Origin of the sequence: Bradyrhizobium sp. SZCCHNR2028 (assembly GCF_032380995.1) — a bacterium.
Lineage (GTDB): Bacteria > Pseudomonadota > Alphaproteobacteria > Rhizobiales > Xanthobacteraceae > Bradyrhizobium.
On record NZ_JAUHJF010000008.1, the window covers coordinates 85,174 to 102,309 of the forward strand.

Genomic DNA, 17,136 nt, shown 5'->3' on the forward strand with positions numbered 1-17,136 from the left:
AATATTGCTCTAAACTTGAGCAGGCCAAGATGGTCGTATAACTACGACGCGGACTACACGCAGGTGGAACGACAAGCAGGTGGATGGGAACAAGCGTCATGGCGAAACCAACGAAGGCTACGAGCGTCGGCGAGGGGAACCAGTCTCCGTCGGAGCTGATCGACGCCCGGATCAAGGAGCTCGGGGATTGGCGCGGCGTCACGCTCAGCTACGTCCGCGATCTCATCAAACAGGCCGATCCCGATATCGTCGAGGAGTGGAAGTGGCGCGGCGTTCCCGTATGGTCGCATGCCGGCATCGTCTGCACCGGCGAGACCTACAAGGCCGCGGTGAAGCTGACGTTCGCCAAGGGTGCCTCGCTGCCGGACCCTTCCGGCCTCTTCAACGCGAGCCTCGACGGCAACACCCGCCGCGCCATCGACCTTCATGAAGGCGACGTGATCGATGAGACTGCGTTCATGGCGCTGATCCGCGCCGCGGTGGCGCTGAACATGACGAAGGGGAAGCGCTAGGGCTGGTGCATCGCTCCGCGCAGTCAGTATCAACGATCCAGGTCGCTGCTCACTCACCATGTCGTCGCGAGCGCAGCGAAGCAATCCAGGGCCAAGTCGAATCATCTGTCTGGAAGGCCTGGATCGCTTCGTCGTTTCGGGAGGGCCCGCGACGGCGGTGCCGGTCGCCGACAACCTTTCGCAACGATGACCCGTGTGCATCGGGCTGGGAGGAGGCGGCAGCCATGGTTGCGCTCTGCCGAGAAACACGCTAGTTCAGCGCATCCCAACTTCAACGCAGGAGGCGACGATGTCCAGACTCACGCGCTTCCCGGGTTCGCTGCGCGATCATTGACGCGGCCGACCGGGATGATTGTCCCGGCCATGATTTGACCCTTTCGCATCTCATCGAAAAGCCCGCAGGCCCTCATGGCCTGCGCTTGAACCGTCGTGTCATGACATCAAATCTCTTGCTGACTCCCCGCCGGGAGCCGGAGCGTTCCGACCTGCGCGAACGCCGGCTGCGGCGCTATTCGTCTCGTCTGCAATCCCGCGTGCGCGCATGCGCGATGCGACATCCTCATCTTGCCGACCTCGCGTTGAGCTTTCCGGCGCTGCTGTTCGCGTTGGCGGTGCCGCGCCCGGATGTCGATCCGGAGCGGGCGATCGCGTGCGTGATCGCGGGGCGTCCGCTGGCCGAGGCGGCGGCCGCGGCCGGTCTGCCGCTCTGGCTGCGCAAGCTGCCACCGGAGGCGTTCGTCCGTCCGATCCCACCATTGCCAAACGGCGAGCTGTTCCGGCGGCAGATCGGCAACCATTTGCCGCGCTCGCCGAAGCTGATGCCGACCTGGCTGCAGCTCGTGGCGGAGATGGCGGCGCTGGCGCATGAGGCCGCCGCCGTCTGGATCGCTCGCGAGTATCTGCGGGCGCCGAAGCGCGATCACATGCATCTGCTCGGTCTGTGGATCTGGTTCTCGGGACAGCCCGGCTGCTTCGGCCGCGAGCTCATCGAACGGCCGTGGACTCCGGCCATGAAGCTCGACGCCGCACGGACAGCCGCCTTCGCCTGGCGAGCGAACACGACGCTGCACCTCAACATCGGTCAGCGGCCGATCCGCAACATGTGGCTCAACCCGGGCCGTGTGGGTGATTATGAATTCAGGCCGCTCGATGACATCCCGGCCATCGTCGAGGAAGCGGTCGTCATGCGCAACTGCGTCCGCACCTATGATGACGACATCGCCCATAACCGCTCGCGGCTGTGGAGCGTCTGGCGCAATGGCGAGCGCGTCGCGACGTTGGAGACCGGGCTCCATTGTCATGATCCGTTGCTCAACATCATCCAGCTCGAAGGCCCCGGGAATGCCGCCGCGCCGCGCGAGCTGTGGTGGATCGCACGGCGGTGGCTGCACCTGCACGACCTGCCGCAGATCGAGACGGGCAGGATCAAATGGCGCCAGGCCCCGCTCGATCTCGCCACCTGGCGCAGGCTGTGGCGACCGTATTGGCTTGCCAAGCGCCGCATCCCGGACTGGTTGCCGCTCGCACCGTCGCGCGCTGCGTTCGCGGCGTTGTGAGATGGTTGTCGTGTTCGGACGCTCGTTCGACAAAATCAGTGTCGTCCCGGCGAACGCCGGAACCCATAACCCCAGGGCCATATTCGAGGCACGCGCGTTGATGCATCTGGGCTCGCCACGTCCTGTGGTATCGGTCCTGGGTCGCGCGAACGCGCCGATGCCTGCACATCGTCCGGCTTCGCTTGTTCGGCACGACAGCGGGTCGGAGTGCAGACCGGCTTTACGTTGGGCCCTCTGTTGCGCGTCGCGTGGGATTCGTTGTGCCGCAGCGAGGTTGATTTGGCCGACGAGCAGGCTTGCTTCCCCATCGATACCTTCCGGCGCAGGTCGGGCGTCCGCAGCGGCGCGCGCAAAGACGAAATTCGCTCGCGCGATCAAGCTGATTTGGGCTGTCCAGATGCGGAGCGAAAAATATTCGACTTTTCATTTTCCGAAATCCATGGTCTTTTCTCCCCATCCCGCTTCACTGACGAGGGGCGCTTCGCGAACGTCACGATGCGTTGGGGTGGGATGCGGTGGCCGCGATGGGGCGCAGCATGCTTTGGGCATGCCGACGTACGCCACGTCGCGGACGGTGAAGTCGCAGGGTCCTGGCCTCCCGACGCTGAGGTCCGCGCAACGCGTGAAACGCGTTGTCGCCACGGTGGCAAACAAGCCGGTCACCGAGGAGACTGCGTATAAATCGTAAAGCCACCGCGCAGGGAAGGCCGGGTCTATCCGGCCGAACCTGTGGTTCTGCCGCGTGCTTTTTTGCTGCACGCGGACCGCAGGCCTCGGTCGAGGCCTGGCCTTCCCTGCACCCTCCGTGAGTTGGAGGGGAACGACACCAGCAAGACTCGGACGCAGGTGCGCCGCGAGGCAGCAATGTCATGTCTGCAATGGGGGCAACGCATTCAGTGTTGTTTGGATACAGCGGATCGCGTGGCGAGTATCGCGCCACACAGAGGCTGTCGTCCCGGCGAACGCCGGGACCCATAATCACAGGACGATGGTCGAGGCACGCGGGTCGCGACGTCAGCGCTTACGACGCTGCCCTGTGGTTATGGATCCCGGGTCGCGCTTCGCTTGCCCGGGACGACAGCGGAGCGCGGCGGCTACGGGCGAAAGCTTCCATCGGCATTGCAAAGCCGCGAGTCTGGATTGCCGTCGTTGCGAGCGGAGCGAAGCAATCCAGGGCCTCATCCGCGGCCCTGGATTGCTTCGGCGCAAGAGCGCCTCGCAATGACGGTGGCGATCGAGGGAGCTGATGATGCCGCTACCCCACCATCCGCCCGCGTCCTTCCCAGAACCGTGCGCGCAGCACCTTCTTGTCGACCTTGCCGACGCCGGTCATCGGCAGCTCCTTGACGAACGAGATGCTCTTGGGCGCATGGGCCGAGCCCTTGCGCGCCTTCACGAGCTCGATCAGCTCGGCAGCGTCGATCTGCGCGCCGGCGCGGGGCACCACGATCGCGGTGACAGCCTCGCCCCATTTGTCGTCGGGCACGCCCACCACCGCGCACATCGCGACGTCGGCGTGCTGCGTCAGCACGTCCTCGATCTCGCGCGGGAAGATGTTGAAGCCGCCGGAGACGATCATGTCCTTCTTGCGGTCGAGAATGTACATGTAGCTGCGCTCGTCGCGGCGAGCGATGTCGCCGGTGTGCAGCCAGCCGTTCTTCAACGTTTCCGCCGTGGTGTCCGGCCGCTTCCAATACTCCGCCATCACATGCGGCGCGCGCACGCAGATCTCGCCCGCTTCGCCCTGCGCGACCTCCCGATCGTCGTCGTCGAGGATTTTGACCTCGCAGGCCGCGATCGGGAAGCCGCAGGACAGGAACAGCTCCGGCTGCTTCGGATCATGATCGGCCTTGCGCAGCACCGAGACGGGATAGCATTCGGTCTGGCCGTAGAGCTGCGAGAACACCGGGCCGATGCGCTCGATGCCCTCGACGAGCCGCGTCGGCGACATCGCCGAGGCGCCGTACAGCACGAGCTCGAGCGAGGAGAGATCGGTCTTGCCGAGCGAGGGATGATCCAGCAGCACGTAGATCATGGTTGGAACGAACAAAGTGAAGTTGATGCGCTCGCGGGCGATGGTCGCCAGCACGGCCTCGGGATCGAATCCCTTCAGCATGTGCACGGTGCCGCCCCGCATCAGGGTCGGCAGCACCTTGGTGCCGGCGACATGGCTGATCGGCGCCACCGTCAGGTAGCGCGCACGCTCCGGAATCTCGAAATCGGCGAGGATAGCGGTGGCGAAGCCGCCATACTCGCGGTGATGGCGCAGCGCGCCCTTCGACTTTCCGGTGGTGCCGCCGGTGTAGTTCAGGGTCGCGATGTCGTCGGGCGTGGCGAAATTGCGTGCGGTGGCGTGGCCGGCCTGCTCGATTGCGGCGAGCAGGTCAGCGCCATAGCCGGCCTGCCCCAGCGTGAACACGTGACGGAGGCCGTCGGCGCGCGCGGCGAGCTCGCCGCCGCGGTCGCGGAACGCTGCCGCATCGATCACCAGCACCTGCGATTCCGAATCCGACAGCTGGAACAGCTGGTCCTCCAGCGATCCGAGCGGATGCAGCCAGGTGATGGCGAGCCGCGACAGCTGTGCCGCCGTGCCGGCGCACCAGGTATCGGCGCGGTTCGCGGTGAGCAACGCGACACGTGTTCCCGGCGAAAGGCCGAGGCGCATGAACACGCCTTGCATGCGCCCGATCAGGTCGATCGCGCCCTGATACGACAGCGATCCGCCGGGCCAGCTGAAAGCGGTGCGCGAGGGGTGACGCGACAGGGTGAGCAGGGTCTGCTCGCAGACGACTGGAAACGTGTGAAGCTGATGGCTCATGGAACGTCCTCCCGGGAGGCCGCGATCGTTGTGGCGTCGCATGGCTTGTGGCCGACGCTATCAGAAAGTGCCTCGCGCTCAAGGCGCGCTCTGCCGTTCCCGGAACATCGCAGCGCGCCCCGCGTTGCCCGGCCGAAGAATAAGGAGCAAGGCCATGCGCACCTCGACAGCCTTTTTTGCAGGAGCCGGAACGGTCGCCATCGCCGTCGCGGCTGGTCTCGGCGGTGGGCTCATTCTGGCCGAGGGCATGCATCCGCGATCGCCGGTGATGGAATCGACTAAGCTCGAGCGCTCCGGACCGGACGCGCCGTCGCCAAGTCCGACCGCCACCTCGTATCTTGCGGCGACGCAGGCGGCTGCGACGACGCCGATCAAGGTGTCGCCTGCAGCAGCCGAGACGGCGCCTGCGACGTCGGCCTCGGCCAGTCCCGCGCCGTCGCAGCAGGCGGCTGCGACGGACGCGAACGCTGCGCCCGCGGCTTCTGCGGTGGCGGCCACCACCCCGGCCACCACGTCCGACGAAGCCCAGGCCAAGCTCCAGGAGAAGGCCGCAGAAAAAGTTCAGGACGCGGACCTGAAGGCGCGCGGGGCCGAGCGCAAGCGCGTCGCCGAGCAGCGCCGCGCCGACCGGCACCGGCAATATGTCGAGCGCCGGCGCCAGCGCCGCGAGCAGGATCTGCGCGCCGTCGAGCAGGCGGTGCGCGAGGATACGACGCCGCGCGCCTATGCGGCGCAGCCGGTCGGCATGGAAGGGCCGCGCTTCAGCTTCTTCGGCAACGATTGATCGCATGCGGCTGCGTCGTTATCCCTGAGCCGAACAGAGATCAGGGAGGACGCGCCGTGCAGGAGACTCGATGGGCCGGGCTGCAGACGCGGCTGCGCCTGCCGCTGATCGCAGCGCCGATGTTTCTGGTGTCGGGAATCGAGCTGGTGAGCGCGGCCTGCGCCAACGGCGTGATCGGCGCGTTCCCGACGGTCAATTGTCGCACCCCCGACGAGCTCGACGCCTGGCTGTTCCGGATTGCGGATCGGCTTGCGCGCAGCAGCGATACCAGCGGGGCGGCGACTGCGCCGGTCTGCCCGAATCTGATCGTGCATCACTCCAACGCGCGGCTGAAGGACGATCTCGCGGTGCTATTGCGGCACCGGCCGGAGATCGTGATCACATCGGTCGGCTCGCCGGCGAAGGTCGTTGCGCCCTTGCATGATGCGGGCGCGCTGGTGTTGGCCGACGTCGCCTCGATCCGTCATGCCGAGCGCGCGGTGGAAGCCGGCGCCGATGGGCTGGTGCTGCTCACGGCCGGCGCGGGTGGCCAGACCGGCTGGCTCAACCCGTTCGCCTTCGTGCGCGCGGTCAGGGCGTTCTTCGCCGGGCCGATCGTGCTCGCGGGCGGCATCAGCGACGGCGTGGCCTTGCGGGCGGCCGAAGTGCTCGGCTGCGATCTCGCTTATATGGGCACGAAGTTCATCGCCACGCGCGAAAGCATGGCCGATGATCGCTACAAGGCGATGCTGGTGGCAAGCTCGGCCGACGACGTGCTGCTCACCTCGGCGTTCACGGGCCTGCCGACCAGCATGCTGCGGCCGTCGATCGTCGCGGCCGGGCTCGATCCCGAAGCGTTGCCGGCGCGCGGCGCGATCGAGATCGGCAGCGACATCGACATCGCCGCGCGCGAGGCGCGGCCGAAACGCTGGCGCGACATCTGGAGCGCGGGGCACGCGACCTCGGGGGTCACCGACATCCCGTCGGTCGCCGTGCTGGTCGCGCGCACGGCTGATGAGTACGGCGGCGCGGGCGGCCTCCGATCATGAGAGAAAACGTGATGTGTGTCCTTAAGGCACCATTAACCATCGGGTCCCACAATCCGCGGAGCTTGAACTTGGCGGAATCGTGCGATGGGCATCGGGCTACGGCAGGACAAGGAGCGGGCGACTCTCGAGGAGATCCGGATCCGCGTCGGGCATGCTTTGCAGCGGCATCCGCTGTGCCGCAACGTCCAGTTCGACATCATGAGCGTTCCCCGCACCGCTCGCGGCGGGAACTGGACCATCAGCCTGCATTCGGTGGAACCGGCGGCGCTTTGGGAGGCCTCCGACATCGTCGCCGACATCCAGGCCGCGTACGACCTGCTGATGCCGGCCGAGCTGTCTTCGGCGGCGTAAAAAAATATCCGTCATGTTCACAGGGCAGAATGGTGGCCTCTGTGTTTCTGTGGCATCGTAAAGCCTTAATTAACTCCCACTTTTCGGCAAGCTGCGGCTTTCCGCCGGGATACGGAGAATTGCGTGACGAAGTCGATCGCTTTTGTCGCTGTGCTGGGCGTGCTGATCGCAGGCGCGGCCGTGACAAGCGTCCTGATGCGGGACAGCGTGCCTTCGGCCGGTGCGATGATGCCGCCTGTGGTGGCGAAGAGCCCAATCTCCAACCGTGAAGCCAAGGGCGACCGCCTGGCGATGGTCACACTTGCGGCTCCCGAGGTGCAGCAGCCGAGTGCCCCGTCGAAGGCGACGCTGCGCCAGGCCTTTGCCTATGCGCCGTCCGAGCCGGAAATGGCGAAAGCGTCGGCCGTCGTCGCTGCCGAGCCGGTGGTGCCGAAGTCAAAGATTCTCGCCAGGAGCGAGCCGGCCCCGGCGCCGCTGAAGCCGGAGGTGCAGAAGGCCTATTCGTTGCTGTCGGACGGCCAGATCGCGGGCATCAAGGAGCGGCTGCGGCTGTCGTCGAGCCAGGAATATTATTGGCCGGCGGTCGAGACGGCGCTGCGCGCCGTCGCCCGCAAGATCCACGCCGGCCGCCAGGGCGCGGCGAAGCCGGGCGCGGTGGCGATCGATCCGGATTCGGATGAGGTGCAGCAGCTGAAGTCGGCCGCGATGCCGCTGCTGTGGCAGCTGCGCGAGGACCAGAAGGACGAAGTGCGGCGGCTTGCGCGCACCATCGGCCTCGACAAGGTCGCAGCCGCGATCTGATTGGTCCGGCCACGTGAACATCAGAGAAGGCCGCGCATTGCGCGGCCTTCTTGCTTCCAGGGGGTATTTTTTACCTCGCCGGCGGACTGGCCTCCCGATGCTCGCCGCTCTCGGCACCGGCTCCAGTCGGCGACGACGTGGGCACGGTGCGCAGGTCCAGCCGGGCCCGCCGCGATCTCGCGGTTGTGTCGCGAGCGCAGGAAGGCCAGGAACGCGCCGGCGGCAATGATGATCGCGGCCGCGAGCGTGAAGAACATCAGCCAGCTGATGGGTTGATCGCCTTGCACGTCGAACATCCGTCGTGTGAGGGGCGCACGACGTGCAGTCGCGTCAAACCCACATGACAATCTCTGTTCGTTGCAATCGTCGGTGGCGGGAAAGGTTTCCCGCCCGGCCCCAGAAATCTCGCCTCAGCGCCCTTCGCCCGCGGCCCACAGCGCGCCGAGCCCGGCACGATACGTCGGGTAAGCGAAGTCGACGCCGAGCTCCTGCTTGGCCCGCGCATTCCGGATGCGGCGGTTGCTGGCATAGAAGCTCCGCGCCATCGGCGACAGCTCGGCGCGGTCGAACGGAAGTTCCGGCGGCGGGGCGATGCCCATCAACGCAGCGGCATAGGCGATGACGTCCTGCGGCGGCGCAGGCTCGTCGTCGACGATGTTCCAGGCGCCGCCTGACCCGCGCTGGATCGCGCCCATGATCGCGCTGGCCGCGTCATCGACATGGATACGGTTGAACACCTGTCCCGGCTTGACGATGCGCCGCGCCCGCCCGGCCCGCAGCTCGACCAGCGCATTGCGGCCCGGCCCGTAGATGCCGCCGAGCCGGAGCACCGCGAGCCGGTCGCCGATCCGCGCGCGCCAGTCCTGCTCGACGCGGACCCGGGCCTGCACCCGGTCGTGCTCAGGCGCCAGCGGCGTGTCCTCGTCGATCCAGCCGCCCTGATGGTCGCCATAGACGCCGACAGTCGAGAGATAGACTACGCGGCGCGCGCGCCCTGCCGTGATGGCGTCGCCGAACGTGGCCAGCACCGGGTCGTCGCCGGCTCCCGGAGGCACCGAGATCAGCACGACGTCGGCCCCCGCGGCTTTCGCCAGCGTCGCGGCCGGCGCCGTGCCGTCGAACAGGTCGATGTCATCAGGCGCCAGCTGCGCGCGCTTGTCGGCGCCGCGCACCGTGCCGCCGACGCGCGCGAACGCGCCGCGGCGCAGTTCGACGAAGCGCTGCGCGGTGTAGCCGAAGCCGATGACGAAGAGGTTCATGGATGCCGTTCACCCGGATGGCGCGAAGAAGCGAGCCTCCGAGTTACCCGGCGCCGGGTGGCCCGCGCAATTCAAATGACGCGTGCGGAGGTCACAGCCTGCGCCCCTGGCGGTGCTGGCCTGCCGCCCTTGTTATGGCTCCCGTCATGGTCCATGTCGTATGATCAGGTGACAGGAGATGGACTGCCACGATGAATTTCCATTCGATCTACCGGCACGGTTTTGCCCGCGTCGCCGCCTGCGTCACGGCCTCCAGCGTCGCCAACCCCACCGCCAACGCGGCGGCGATCCTGGCGGCGGCGCGCGCCTGCCATGACCAGGGGGCGGCGGTCGCGGTGTTTCCAGAGCTCTGCCTGTCCGGCTACGCGATCGAGGACCTGGTCAAGCAGGATCCGCTGCTCGACGCCGTCCAGCGCGGCCTGCTCACCTTGGTCGAAGCCTCGCACGACCTGATGCCGGTCCTGATCGTGGGCGCGCCGCTGCGCTTCGCCCACCGCGTCTATAATTGCGCCGTCGTGATCCATCGCGGCGAGGTACTCGGCGTCATCCCGAAGAGCTACCTGCCGACCTATCGCGAGTTCTACGAAGGCCGTCACTTCGCCTCCGGCGCCGGCATCCGCGGCGAGATGATCGAGGTCGCCGAGACCATGGCGCCATTCGGCACGGATCTGCTGTTCGCCGCCGCTGACGTCGCCGGGCTCGTCATCGGCGTCGAGATCTGCGAGGACATGTGGATCCCGGTGACGCCGGCGTCCGAGTTGGCGCTCGCCGGCGCCACCGTGCTCGCCAATCTCTCGGGCAGCCCGATCACGGTCGGCCGCGCCGAGTCACGCTCGCTGCTCTGTCGTTCCACCTCGGCGCGCTGCCTCGCCGCCTACATCTACGCGGCGGCCGGTGTGGGCGAATCCACCACGGATCTCGCCTGGGACGGCCAGACCTCGATCTTCGAGAACGGCGTGCTGCTGGCCGAGAGCGAGCGCTTCCGCCAGATCGGCCAGACCATCTTCGCCGATGTCGATCTCGATCTGCTGCGCCAGGAGCGGGCGCTGATGGGCACGTTCGACGACAATGCGCGCGCGCAACGCGCCGGCGTGCACTACCGCCGTATCGGCTTCGAGCTGCAGCCGACCCTCGATGACATCGGCTTCATGCGCAGCATCGAGCGCTTTCCGTTCGTGCCGAGCGATCCCGCGCGGCTCGATCAGGACTGCTACGAGGCCTACAACATCCAAGTCGCGGGTCTCGTCCAGCGGCTGCGCGCCACCGGCACCAAGCGCATCGTGATCGGCGTCTCCGGCGGGCTCGATTCCACGCATGCGCTGATCGTCGCCGCCAAGGCGATGGACCTGCTCGGCCTGCCGCGCACCAACATCCTCGCCTATACGATGCCGGGCTTCGCGACCGGCGCGCAAAGCAAGTCCTACGCGCATGCGCTGATGACATCGCTTCAAGTCAGTGCCGCCGAGCTCGACATCCGCCCCGCGGCGACGCAGATGCTGAAGGACATCGGCCATCCCTTCGGCCGCGGCGAACAGGTCTACGACGTCACCTTCGAGAACGTGCAGGCGGGCCTGCGCACCGACTACCTGTTCCGCCTCGCCAATGATCGGGGCGGCCTCGTGCTCGGCACCGGCGATCTCTCCGAGCTCGCGCTGGGCTGGTGCACCTATGGCGTCGGCGATCAGATGGCGCACTACAATGTCAATGCCGGCGTGCCGAAGACCTTGATCCAGCATCTCATCCGCTGGGTGATCGCCTCGCATCAGTTCTCCGCCGAAGTGGACCGCACGCTCGAGGCGGTGCTTTCAGCGGAGATCTCGCCGGAGCTGGTGCCGGTGAAGGAGGGCGAGACGCCGCAGAGCACGCAGGCCGCGATCGGCCCCTATGAGCTGCAGGACTTCAATTTGTTCTACACGCTGCGCTACGGCATGCGCCCGTCGAAGATCGCCTTCATGGCGCATCACGCCTGGAAGAATGTCGGCGACGGCGCCTGGCCGCCGCATTTCCCTGCCGACAAGCGCCACGCCTATACGCTTCCCGAGATCAGGAAGTGGCTGGAGGTGTTCCTCAAGCGCTTCTTCGCCTTCAGCCAGTTCAAGCGCTCGGCAATGCCGAACGGCCCGAAAGTGGTCGCCGGCGGCGCCCTGTCGCCGCGCGGCGACTGGCGCGCGCCGTCGGACGGCAACGCCACCGCGTGGCTGGAGGATCTGGAGCGCAACGTGCCGAAGTGACGACCATCTTGCTCGGCCGCCGCGCTTGCCATATCCGAGACGTGCGCGTCCGCCTTTGCGGCGTCGTCATCGACATCGTTGAACGGAGCAGATCATGAGCGTGACCGCCGCCGGCATTTCCTCGATGGCGACGAGGCAGATCCTCGCCGAGCTCGCGGCCGCCTATGAGGAGGCGACCGGCGAGGTGATCACGATCGAATCCGTCGGCGGCGTCGATGCCGCCAAGCGCATCCGCGCCGGCGAAGCGTTCGACTTCGCGGTGCTCGCCTCGGATGCGCTGCAGAAGCTCGAGGCCGACGGCCATCTCGTGCCCGGCAGCATCATCGAGATCGCGGAATCACCGATGGCGATGGCGGTGCGCGCGGGCGCCGCGAAGCCAGATCCGTTGGACGAGGCCGCCGTGCGCAAGGCGATGGAGAATGCCAAGGCGATCGGCATCTCCACGGGCCCGAGCGGAACGCACGTGCAGAAGCTCGCCCGCGACTGGGGCCTGGAAGGCGAGGGCGCGTCGCGCCTGGTCCAGGCCAAGCCGGGCATTCCGGTTGCAAAACTGCTCGCCGATGGCGAGGTCGAGGTCGGCTTCCAGCAGCTCAGCGAGATGCTCGGCGCGCCTGGCATCGACATCGTCGGCCTGCTGCCCGCGTCGCTGCAGCCCGGCACGGTGTTCGCGGCGGCGTTGTGCAAGGCCGGCGCGCATACCGAGGCGGCGCGGGCCTTCATCGAATATCTCGTCTCGGAGGAGACCGCCGAAACCAAGCGCCAGCACGGCATGACGCCGGTGTGAGGCGCCGGCTCCACAGCCCGCGAAAAAATCCGATCGCCGCGTGTCGTCTCGGCCTTGTCCCGATCGTCTTCCAACCGAACAATCGGGAAGGAGACGGCGGATGAGCACATCGCACTATCGCTGGGTGATCGTGGCGGCCGGGGGCGTGCTCGGCTGCGTCGCCGTCGGCGGCCTGTTCTCGCTGCCGGTGTTCCTCAAGCCGATGGCCGCCGAGACCGGGTGGTCGGTCGCGGGGATCTCCACCGCGATGACGATCGGCTTCCTGGCGATGGCCGTCACCAGCATGGGCTGGGGCACGCTGTCCGACCGCATCGGCCCGCGTCCCGTGCTGCTGATCGGATCGATCCTGCTCGCCGTCAGCCTGCTGCTGGCAAGCCTGACATCCTCGCTGTTGGCGTTCCAACTGCTGTTCGGCCTGATCGCAGGCATCGCGACAGCGGCGATCTTCCCGCCGGTCATGGCGACCGTCACCGGCTGGTTCGACACCCATCGCAGCCTCGCGGTGTCGCTGGTCTCGGCCGGCATGGGCGTGGCGCCGATGACGATGTCGCCGCTCGCGGCCTGGCTCGTCTCCAGCTACGACTGGCGGACCGCGATGCAGTGCATCGCCGCGATCGTGGCCGCCATCATGATTCCCACGTCGCTGCTCGTGGGCCGTCCGCCATCGTCCGCGCCCGGCGACGCCGTCGCGTCGGGTCCCGCCGCCGGGCCGGCCGAGATGACGCGATCGGCGGCGCTGCGCTCGCCGCAGTTCCTGATCCTGCTCGCCACCAACTTCTTCTGCTGCGCCACGCATTCCGGCCCCATCATCCACACCGTGAGCTACGCCGTCACCTGCGGCATCCCGCTGATGGCGGCGGTGACGATCTACAGCATCGAGGGGCTCGCCGGGCTCGGCGGCCGCATCGCCTTCGGCCTGCTCGGCGACCGCTTCGGCGCCAAGCGGGTACTCGTTCTCGGCCTGCTCGCGCAGGCGTTCGGCGCGCTCGCCTACGTGGTCGTGCGCGACCTCGCCGCGTTCTATGCGGTCGCGGCGATCTTCGGCTTCCTCTATGCCGGCACCATGCCGCTCTACGCCGCGATCGCGCGTGACAATTTTCCGCAAGGCATCATGGGCACGGTGATCGGCGGCACGGCGATGGCCGGCAGCCTCGGCATGGCGACCGGCCCGCTGGCCGGCGGCCTGATCTACGACAGCTTTGCGAGCTACACTTGGCTCTATGTCGGCTCGTGGGTGATGGGCCTCGGCGCTGTCATGATGATGATGACCTTCCGGCCGTTTCCCAAGCCGACGTCGCAGCCTGGCGCCGTGCCCATGCAAGCGCCGGCCTGACGCTGCTGCATCGCACCTTCACGCGCGCCGTCGGAATCGAACAACAACGCTTGATCCCCCGGCAGGAACTGTGATGTCGCAGCCGGGTTGGGCGAGCGTGGAGTTCAACCGGATAGAGATCGGATCCATGAAGAAGACCCAGCTCGCCATTGCCACCCTCGTCGCCGCCACCCTCGCCGCCGTCCCGCTCGCCGTCCAAGCGAAGCACCACAAGAAGCACAACGCCGCGACGTCGACCACCTCGTCGCAGACCACCGGCAGCAACATGAAGTCCGGCCGCGATTCCACCTCGTCGAGCCAGGGCAATGTCGGCCCGGGCACGAACCAGGCGGGAAGCATGGGGAAGTAACAAGCCGGGCAACTTCGTTCAGCGACGGGAAAGCAGCGCTGGCCTTCCCGTCGCCGCTGGACAGCATTCTTTTCCAGACGGCGTGTTGCAGACCTTGCTGCCATCGTTGGCGCTTGATGCTAAACGAACGTTCACAGTGACGTCAGTGATCGCCGTGTTGCGAATTCGTGCGGTGGAGGTGCATCGTCGATGTTGGCGAGGGGGCGGGATTATTATCTCGGGCTGAGACGCCGCTATGAGCCGGACGTCGCCAGGCTTGTCATCGTCGCGGAATCGCCGCCGGCCTCAGGAAAATACTTCTATGACTCGGCCGGCTCGATCAGCGAGCCGTTGTTCACGGCCCTCATGCGCCAGATGGGAGCCACCCCTGCGACGAAAGAAGAGGGGCTGCGACAATTTCAGAGCAAGGGATGGGTGCTGGTCGATGCGACCTACCAGCAAGTGGACAAGCTGCCGAAAGACGCGAGTCAGGATCGGAATGCGTTGATCGAAGACGATTACCCGCTGCTCGTCGCGGACCTATCCAGCCTTGTGTCGGATCGCGGCGTTCCCCTAATCTTGATCAAGGCAAACGTCTGCCGGATTCTGGAGCCTCGACTGACAAAGGACGGCTTCAACGTGATCAACGCCGGCCGCCCGGTCTATTTTCCGAGCACGGGACAGCAGAAAAGGTTCGAGCAGCAGTTCGCCGACGTCCTGAGGTCGGCTGACTGAGGTTTGACGGTCAAGGGCGAGGCACTGGTCGGCGATGTGCCGTCAGTCTCGGTCAGCATCCCCCATCGTGCGTGGGTCCAGCAGGTGACGGCAACGTGCGATGCACGCTGCCGATCATTTCGACGCCTCCTTGATCTTGTGCTCCAGATGCCCGGTGCCGTGATCCCTGCGCAGCTGGCTCAGCGAGGTCTCGTTGAGCTGAAGCAGCACGTCGCTGAGTTTGGTCGAATCCGGATAACCGGCCGCGAACGACTTTCCGTAGATCTTGCGCAACGTGCCGACCAGCGTGTTGCCATGCTTCCTGCTGATCTCGCCATCCTTGTCGCGGTGGCGGCCGTCGAGGCCCGGTTCCTTCATGCGTCTCTCCCCTGATGCGGCTGGTGCCGTAATGCGACTTGCGCGCTTAGGAAGGGGGAGCCTGCGCTCAATCGATGAGATTGGCAATGCTGCGGCGTGATACGCGGGGTTCACGCGCGGTGCACCAAGAGAATCTGCGAATGAGTTGCTTGTCATACCGGGCTCCGTCCTTCCTGCGCGGCCGCAACCGCCTCGACTCGGCGAAGGCTCGGGCATCCACGTCGTTCAATCATGTTGGTCGAAGTGAATGGCCGGGACGGAGCCAGGCTATGACGGTGGAAAGATATCTGGGCGGAAACCCGGGTTCTTGGATGCGATCGCCGGGCCGCTCGACGCTGGTCAAAAATCCCGCTTTACTCCATTCATCCCGCCTCATGCAGAGGGCGTACGCGTCGTCACGATACGTGGAGGTAGGCTGCGATGGACGTGGATGCTGCGCCAGACGAGCGTTTGCATCGCGGACGGCGAAGTCGTGTGGTCCCGGCCTCCCGATGCTGAGGTCAAGCCTGTTGTTGATGCGCAAGCGTCACGCGGGCGATGGGGGCAAGAAAGCCCGGTCCCCAAGGAGAGCACGAAGGACACCGTTAAAACCGATCGCGCAGGGAGGGCCGGGGGTGGATTCAATTGGTCGTCGCAACACTCGATGAGGAGATTGCGATGGGCATTCGAAAGAAACGGTCAACGCGGGGCAAGCTGGGATCATTGGGGCGCCCACCAGTTGCGGGGCGAGCGGAACAGCAGAAATTTTGGCGTGGGATTGCCGCTGGATTGAACAGCGAGAATGCTGCGCTGGCTGCTGGATTATCGGATGCTGTCGGCCCCCGATTATTTCGAAAAGCGGGCGGCGTGGCACCGGCAATGTTCCGACCTTCAGCGAAGCCGCTCTCCGGACGGCACCTCTCCTTTTCTGAGCGCGAAGAGATTGCGCTGCTGAATGCGCAGCGCCATTCTGTACGAGAGATAGCACGGCGCCTCAATCGGTCTCCCTCGACCATCTCCCGTGAACTCGATCGCAATGCAGCCACGCACGGCGGCAAGATGGCCTATCGGGCGACGGCCGCCCAGTGGCATGCAGATCGATCGGCCCGGCGTCCTAAGCCGAGCAAGCTTGCAAGCAACGCCGCCTTGCGCGCTTATGTTGAAGAGCGGCTTGCAGGGTTTGTCGCGCCTCCAGGCGGCGTTCGGCGGAAGGCCGGTCGTGCGGGCTCTAGCCAGGATCAGGGGTGGACGAAAGCGTGGAGTCCCGAGCAGATTGCCCGGCGCTTGCCGATCGACTTCCCGGATGACGAGGCGATGCGCATCAGCCACGAAGCCATTTACCAGGCGCTTTTTGTTCAGGGCCGAGGAGCGCTGAAACGCGAGTTGTCGTCCTGTTTGCGAACGGGACGTGCGCTGCGCGTGCCCCGAGCGCGTACGCGGAAGCGCAGCAAAGGCTTCATATCGCCGGAGATCATGATCAGTGAGCGTCCGGCCGAAGTCGCGGATCGAGCTGTGCCGGGACATTGGGAAGGAGATCTGATCGTCGGCTCCGCCAGCTCGGCAATCGGCACGCTGGTCGAACGCAGCACGCGGTTTACAATGCTCCTGCACCTTCCACGGTTGCCGGGGTTTGACGACGGCCCACGTACGAAGGATGGGCCTGCGCTCTCCGGACACGGAGCTGAAGCGGTACGCGATGCGATCACGCGCACCATCGTCACCTTGCCCAAAGAACTCCGCCGCTCGCTAACCTGGGATCAGGGGACCGAAATGGCTCAACACAGTGACCTCAAGATCGATACAGACCTTCAGATCTACTTCTGCGATCCAAGAAGCCCCTGGCAACGTGGCACGAACGAGAACACGAATGGCCTGCTGCGGCAGTACTTCCCGAAAGGTACCGATCTGAGCGTCTACGATGCTGACGAGATCGCCGCCGTGGCCGCAGCGCTCAATTCCCGACCGAGAAAGACGCTAGGATGGAAAACTCCAGCAGAGGCGCTTGACGAGCTGCTGTCACGAATGAAAACACTGGGTGTTGCGACCACCGCTTGAGCCCGCCGGGTCGTCCGGCTGGACCTGTGGTACCTGCCGCCTGCATTTTTTTCGCAGGCGGGCCACGGGCCTCAGTCGAGGTCCGGCTCTCCCTGCGCCTCTCGTGTTTTGGGGCGCGCGCGACCAACGCATTCCTCGGACTCATCGAGCCGCGAGACCGCGCGCGCACGCCTGAACCGACCGCAAGTGGCTGTTTGACATCTGAATGACGTGATGGTGCTTGTC

At 66.1% G+C, this 17,136-nt stretch carries 16 protein-coding genes; 12 read left to right on the forward strand and 4 right to left on the reverse strand.

The annotated features are described in order from the left end of the window. Window positions 1–98 precede the first annotated feature (98 nt). Window positions 99–512 carry a DUF1801 domain-containing protein gene (locus QX121_RS15490; protein ID WP_315782958.1) on the forward strand — a complete coding sequence of 138 codons (414 nt, stop codon included), beginning with the start codon at window positions 99–101 and terminating at the stop codon, window positions 510–512. A 548-nt stretch (window positions 513–1,060) separates the two neighbouring features. After that, the gene (locus QX121_RS15495; RefSeq protein ID WP_315782959.1) at window positions 1,061–2,068 is read left to right on the forward strand and encodes a hypothetical protein; all 1,008 of its coding nucleotides are present in this window, start codon (window positions 1,061–1,063) and stop codon (window positions 2,066–2,068) included. A 1,255-nt stretch (window positions 2,069–3,323) separates the two neighbouring features. On the opposite strand, the gene QX121_RS15500 is transcribed toward QX121_RS15495, so the two are convergent. Beyond that, window positions 3,324–4,886 (reverse strand): AMP-binding protein, encoded by a 1,563-nt coding sequence (locus QX121_RS15500; protein ID WP_315812383.1) that lies wholly within the window; start codon window positions 4,884–4,886, stop codon window positions 3,324–3,326. 154 nt (window positions 4,887–5,040) lie between these two features. On the opposite strand from QX121_RS15500, the gene QX121_RS15505 reads away from it, so the two are divergent. The 4 genes from QX121_RS15505 to QX121_RS15520 all read left to right on the forward strand — a co-directional run bounded on the left by QX121_RS15505 (window position 5,041) and on the right by QX121_RS15520 (window position 7,850). Then, window positions 5,041–5,670: a hypothetical protein gene (locus QX121_RS15505; protein WP_315812384.1), complete on the forward strand. Its 630-nt coding sequence runs from the start codon at window positions 5,041–5,043 to the stop codon at window positions 5,668–5,670. Between the two features lie 56 nt (window positions 5,671–5,726). After that, window positions 5,727–6,698, forward strand: a complete 972-nt coding sequence (locus tag QX121_RS15510; protein WP_315812385.1) for a nitronate monooxygenase — start codon at window positions 5,727–5,729, stop codon at window positions 6,696–6,698. Between the two features lie 84 nt (window positions 6,699–6,782). Beyond that, the gene (locus tag QX121_RS15515) at window positions 6,783–7,049 is read left to right on the forward strand and encodes a hypothetical protein (RefSeq protein WP_315736147.1); all 267 of its coding nucleotides are present in this window, start codon (window positions 6,783–6,785) and stop codon (window positions 7,047–7,049) included. 180 nt (window positions 7,050–7,229) lie between these two features. Next, the gene (locus tag QX121_RS15520; protein ID WP_315737021.1) at window positions 7,230–7,850 is read left to right on the forward strand and encodes a hypothetical protein; all 621 of its coding nucleotides are present in this window, start codon (window positions 7,230–7,232) and stop codon (window positions 7,848–7,850) included. A gap of 20 nt (window positions 7,851–7,870) precedes the next feature. Here the strand turns inward: QX121_RS15520 and QX121_RS15525 are convergent, their stop codons facing one another. Further along, the gene (locus tag QX121_RS15525; protein WP_315812386.1) at window positions 7,871–8,146 is read right to left on the reverse strand and encodes a hypothetical protein; all 276 of its coding nucleotides are present in this window, start codon (window positions 8,144–8,146) and stop codon (window positions 7,871–7,873) included. Window positions 8,147–8,260: 114 nt separating this feature from the next. After that, a complete protein-coding gene (locus QX121_RS15530) occupies window positions 8,261–9,109 on the reverse strand; it encodes an SDR family oxidoreductase (protein ID WP_315812387.1) in 849 nt (282 codons plus the stop codon). A 191-nt stretch (window positions 9,110–9,300) separates the two neighbouring features. Between QX121_RS15530 and QX121_RS15535 the strand changes: the two genes are divergently transcribed. The 5 genes from QX121_RS15535 (at window position 9,301) to QX121_RS15555 (ending at window position 14,520) form a co-directional block, all read left to right on the forward strand. Beyond that, window positions 9,301–11,340 carry an NAD(+) synthase gene (locus tag QX121_RS15535; protein WP_315812388.1) on the forward strand — a complete coding sequence of 680 codons (2,040 nt, stop codon included), beginning with the start codon at window positions 9,301–9,303 and terminating at the stop codon, window positions 11,338–11,340. 94 nt (window positions 11,341–11,434) lie between these two features. Next, on the forward strand, window positions 11,435–12,124 hold the full coding sequence (locus QX121_RS15540; protein WP_315782969.1) for a substrate-binding domain-containing protein: 690 nt from the start codon (window positions 11,435–11,437) through the stop codon (window positions 12,122–12,124). A gap of 100 nt (window positions 12,125–12,224) precedes the next feature. After that, the gene (locus QX121_RS15545) at window positions 12,225–13,457 is read left to right on the forward strand and encodes an MFS transporter (RefSeq protein ID WP_315812389.1); all 1,233 of its coding nucleotides are present in this window, start codon (window positions 12,225–12,227) and stop codon (window positions 13,455–13,457) included. Between the two features lie 127 nt (window positions 13,458–13,584). Next, the gene (locus QX121_RS15550) at window positions 13,585–13,806 is read left to right on the forward strand and encodes a hypothetical protein (protein ID WP_315812471.1); all 222 of its coding nucleotides are present in this window, start codon (window positions 13,585–13,587) and stop codon (window positions 13,804–13,806) included. A gap of 189 nt (window positions 13,807–13,995) precedes the next feature. Further along, window positions 13,996–14,520 carry a hypothetical protein gene (locus QX121_RS15555; protein ID WP_315812390.1) on the forward strand — a complete coding sequence of 175 codons (525 nt, stop codon included), beginning with the start codon at window positions 13,996–13,998 and terminating at the stop codon, window positions 14,518–14,520. 114 nt (window positions 14,521–14,634) lie between these two features. Here QX121_RS15555 and QX121_RS15560 read toward each other — a convergent pair whose 3' ends face one another. Further along, on the reverse strand, window positions 14,635–14,877 hold the full coding sequence (locus tag QX121_RS15560; RefSeq protein WP_315716267.1) for a hypothetical protein: 243 nt from the start codon (window positions 14,875–14,877) through the stop codon (window positions 14,635–14,637). Window positions 14,878–15,534: 657 nt separating this feature from the next. Between QX121_RS15560 and QX121_RS15565 the strand changes: the two genes are divergently transcribed. After that, complete coding sequence (locus tag QX121_RS15565; protein WP_315715219.1) at window positions 15,535–16,911, forward strand: IS30 family transposase; 1,377 nt, start codon at window positions 15,535–15,537, stop codon at window positions 16,909–16,911. The last annotated feature ends 225 nt before the right edge of the window (window positions 16,912–17,136 follow it).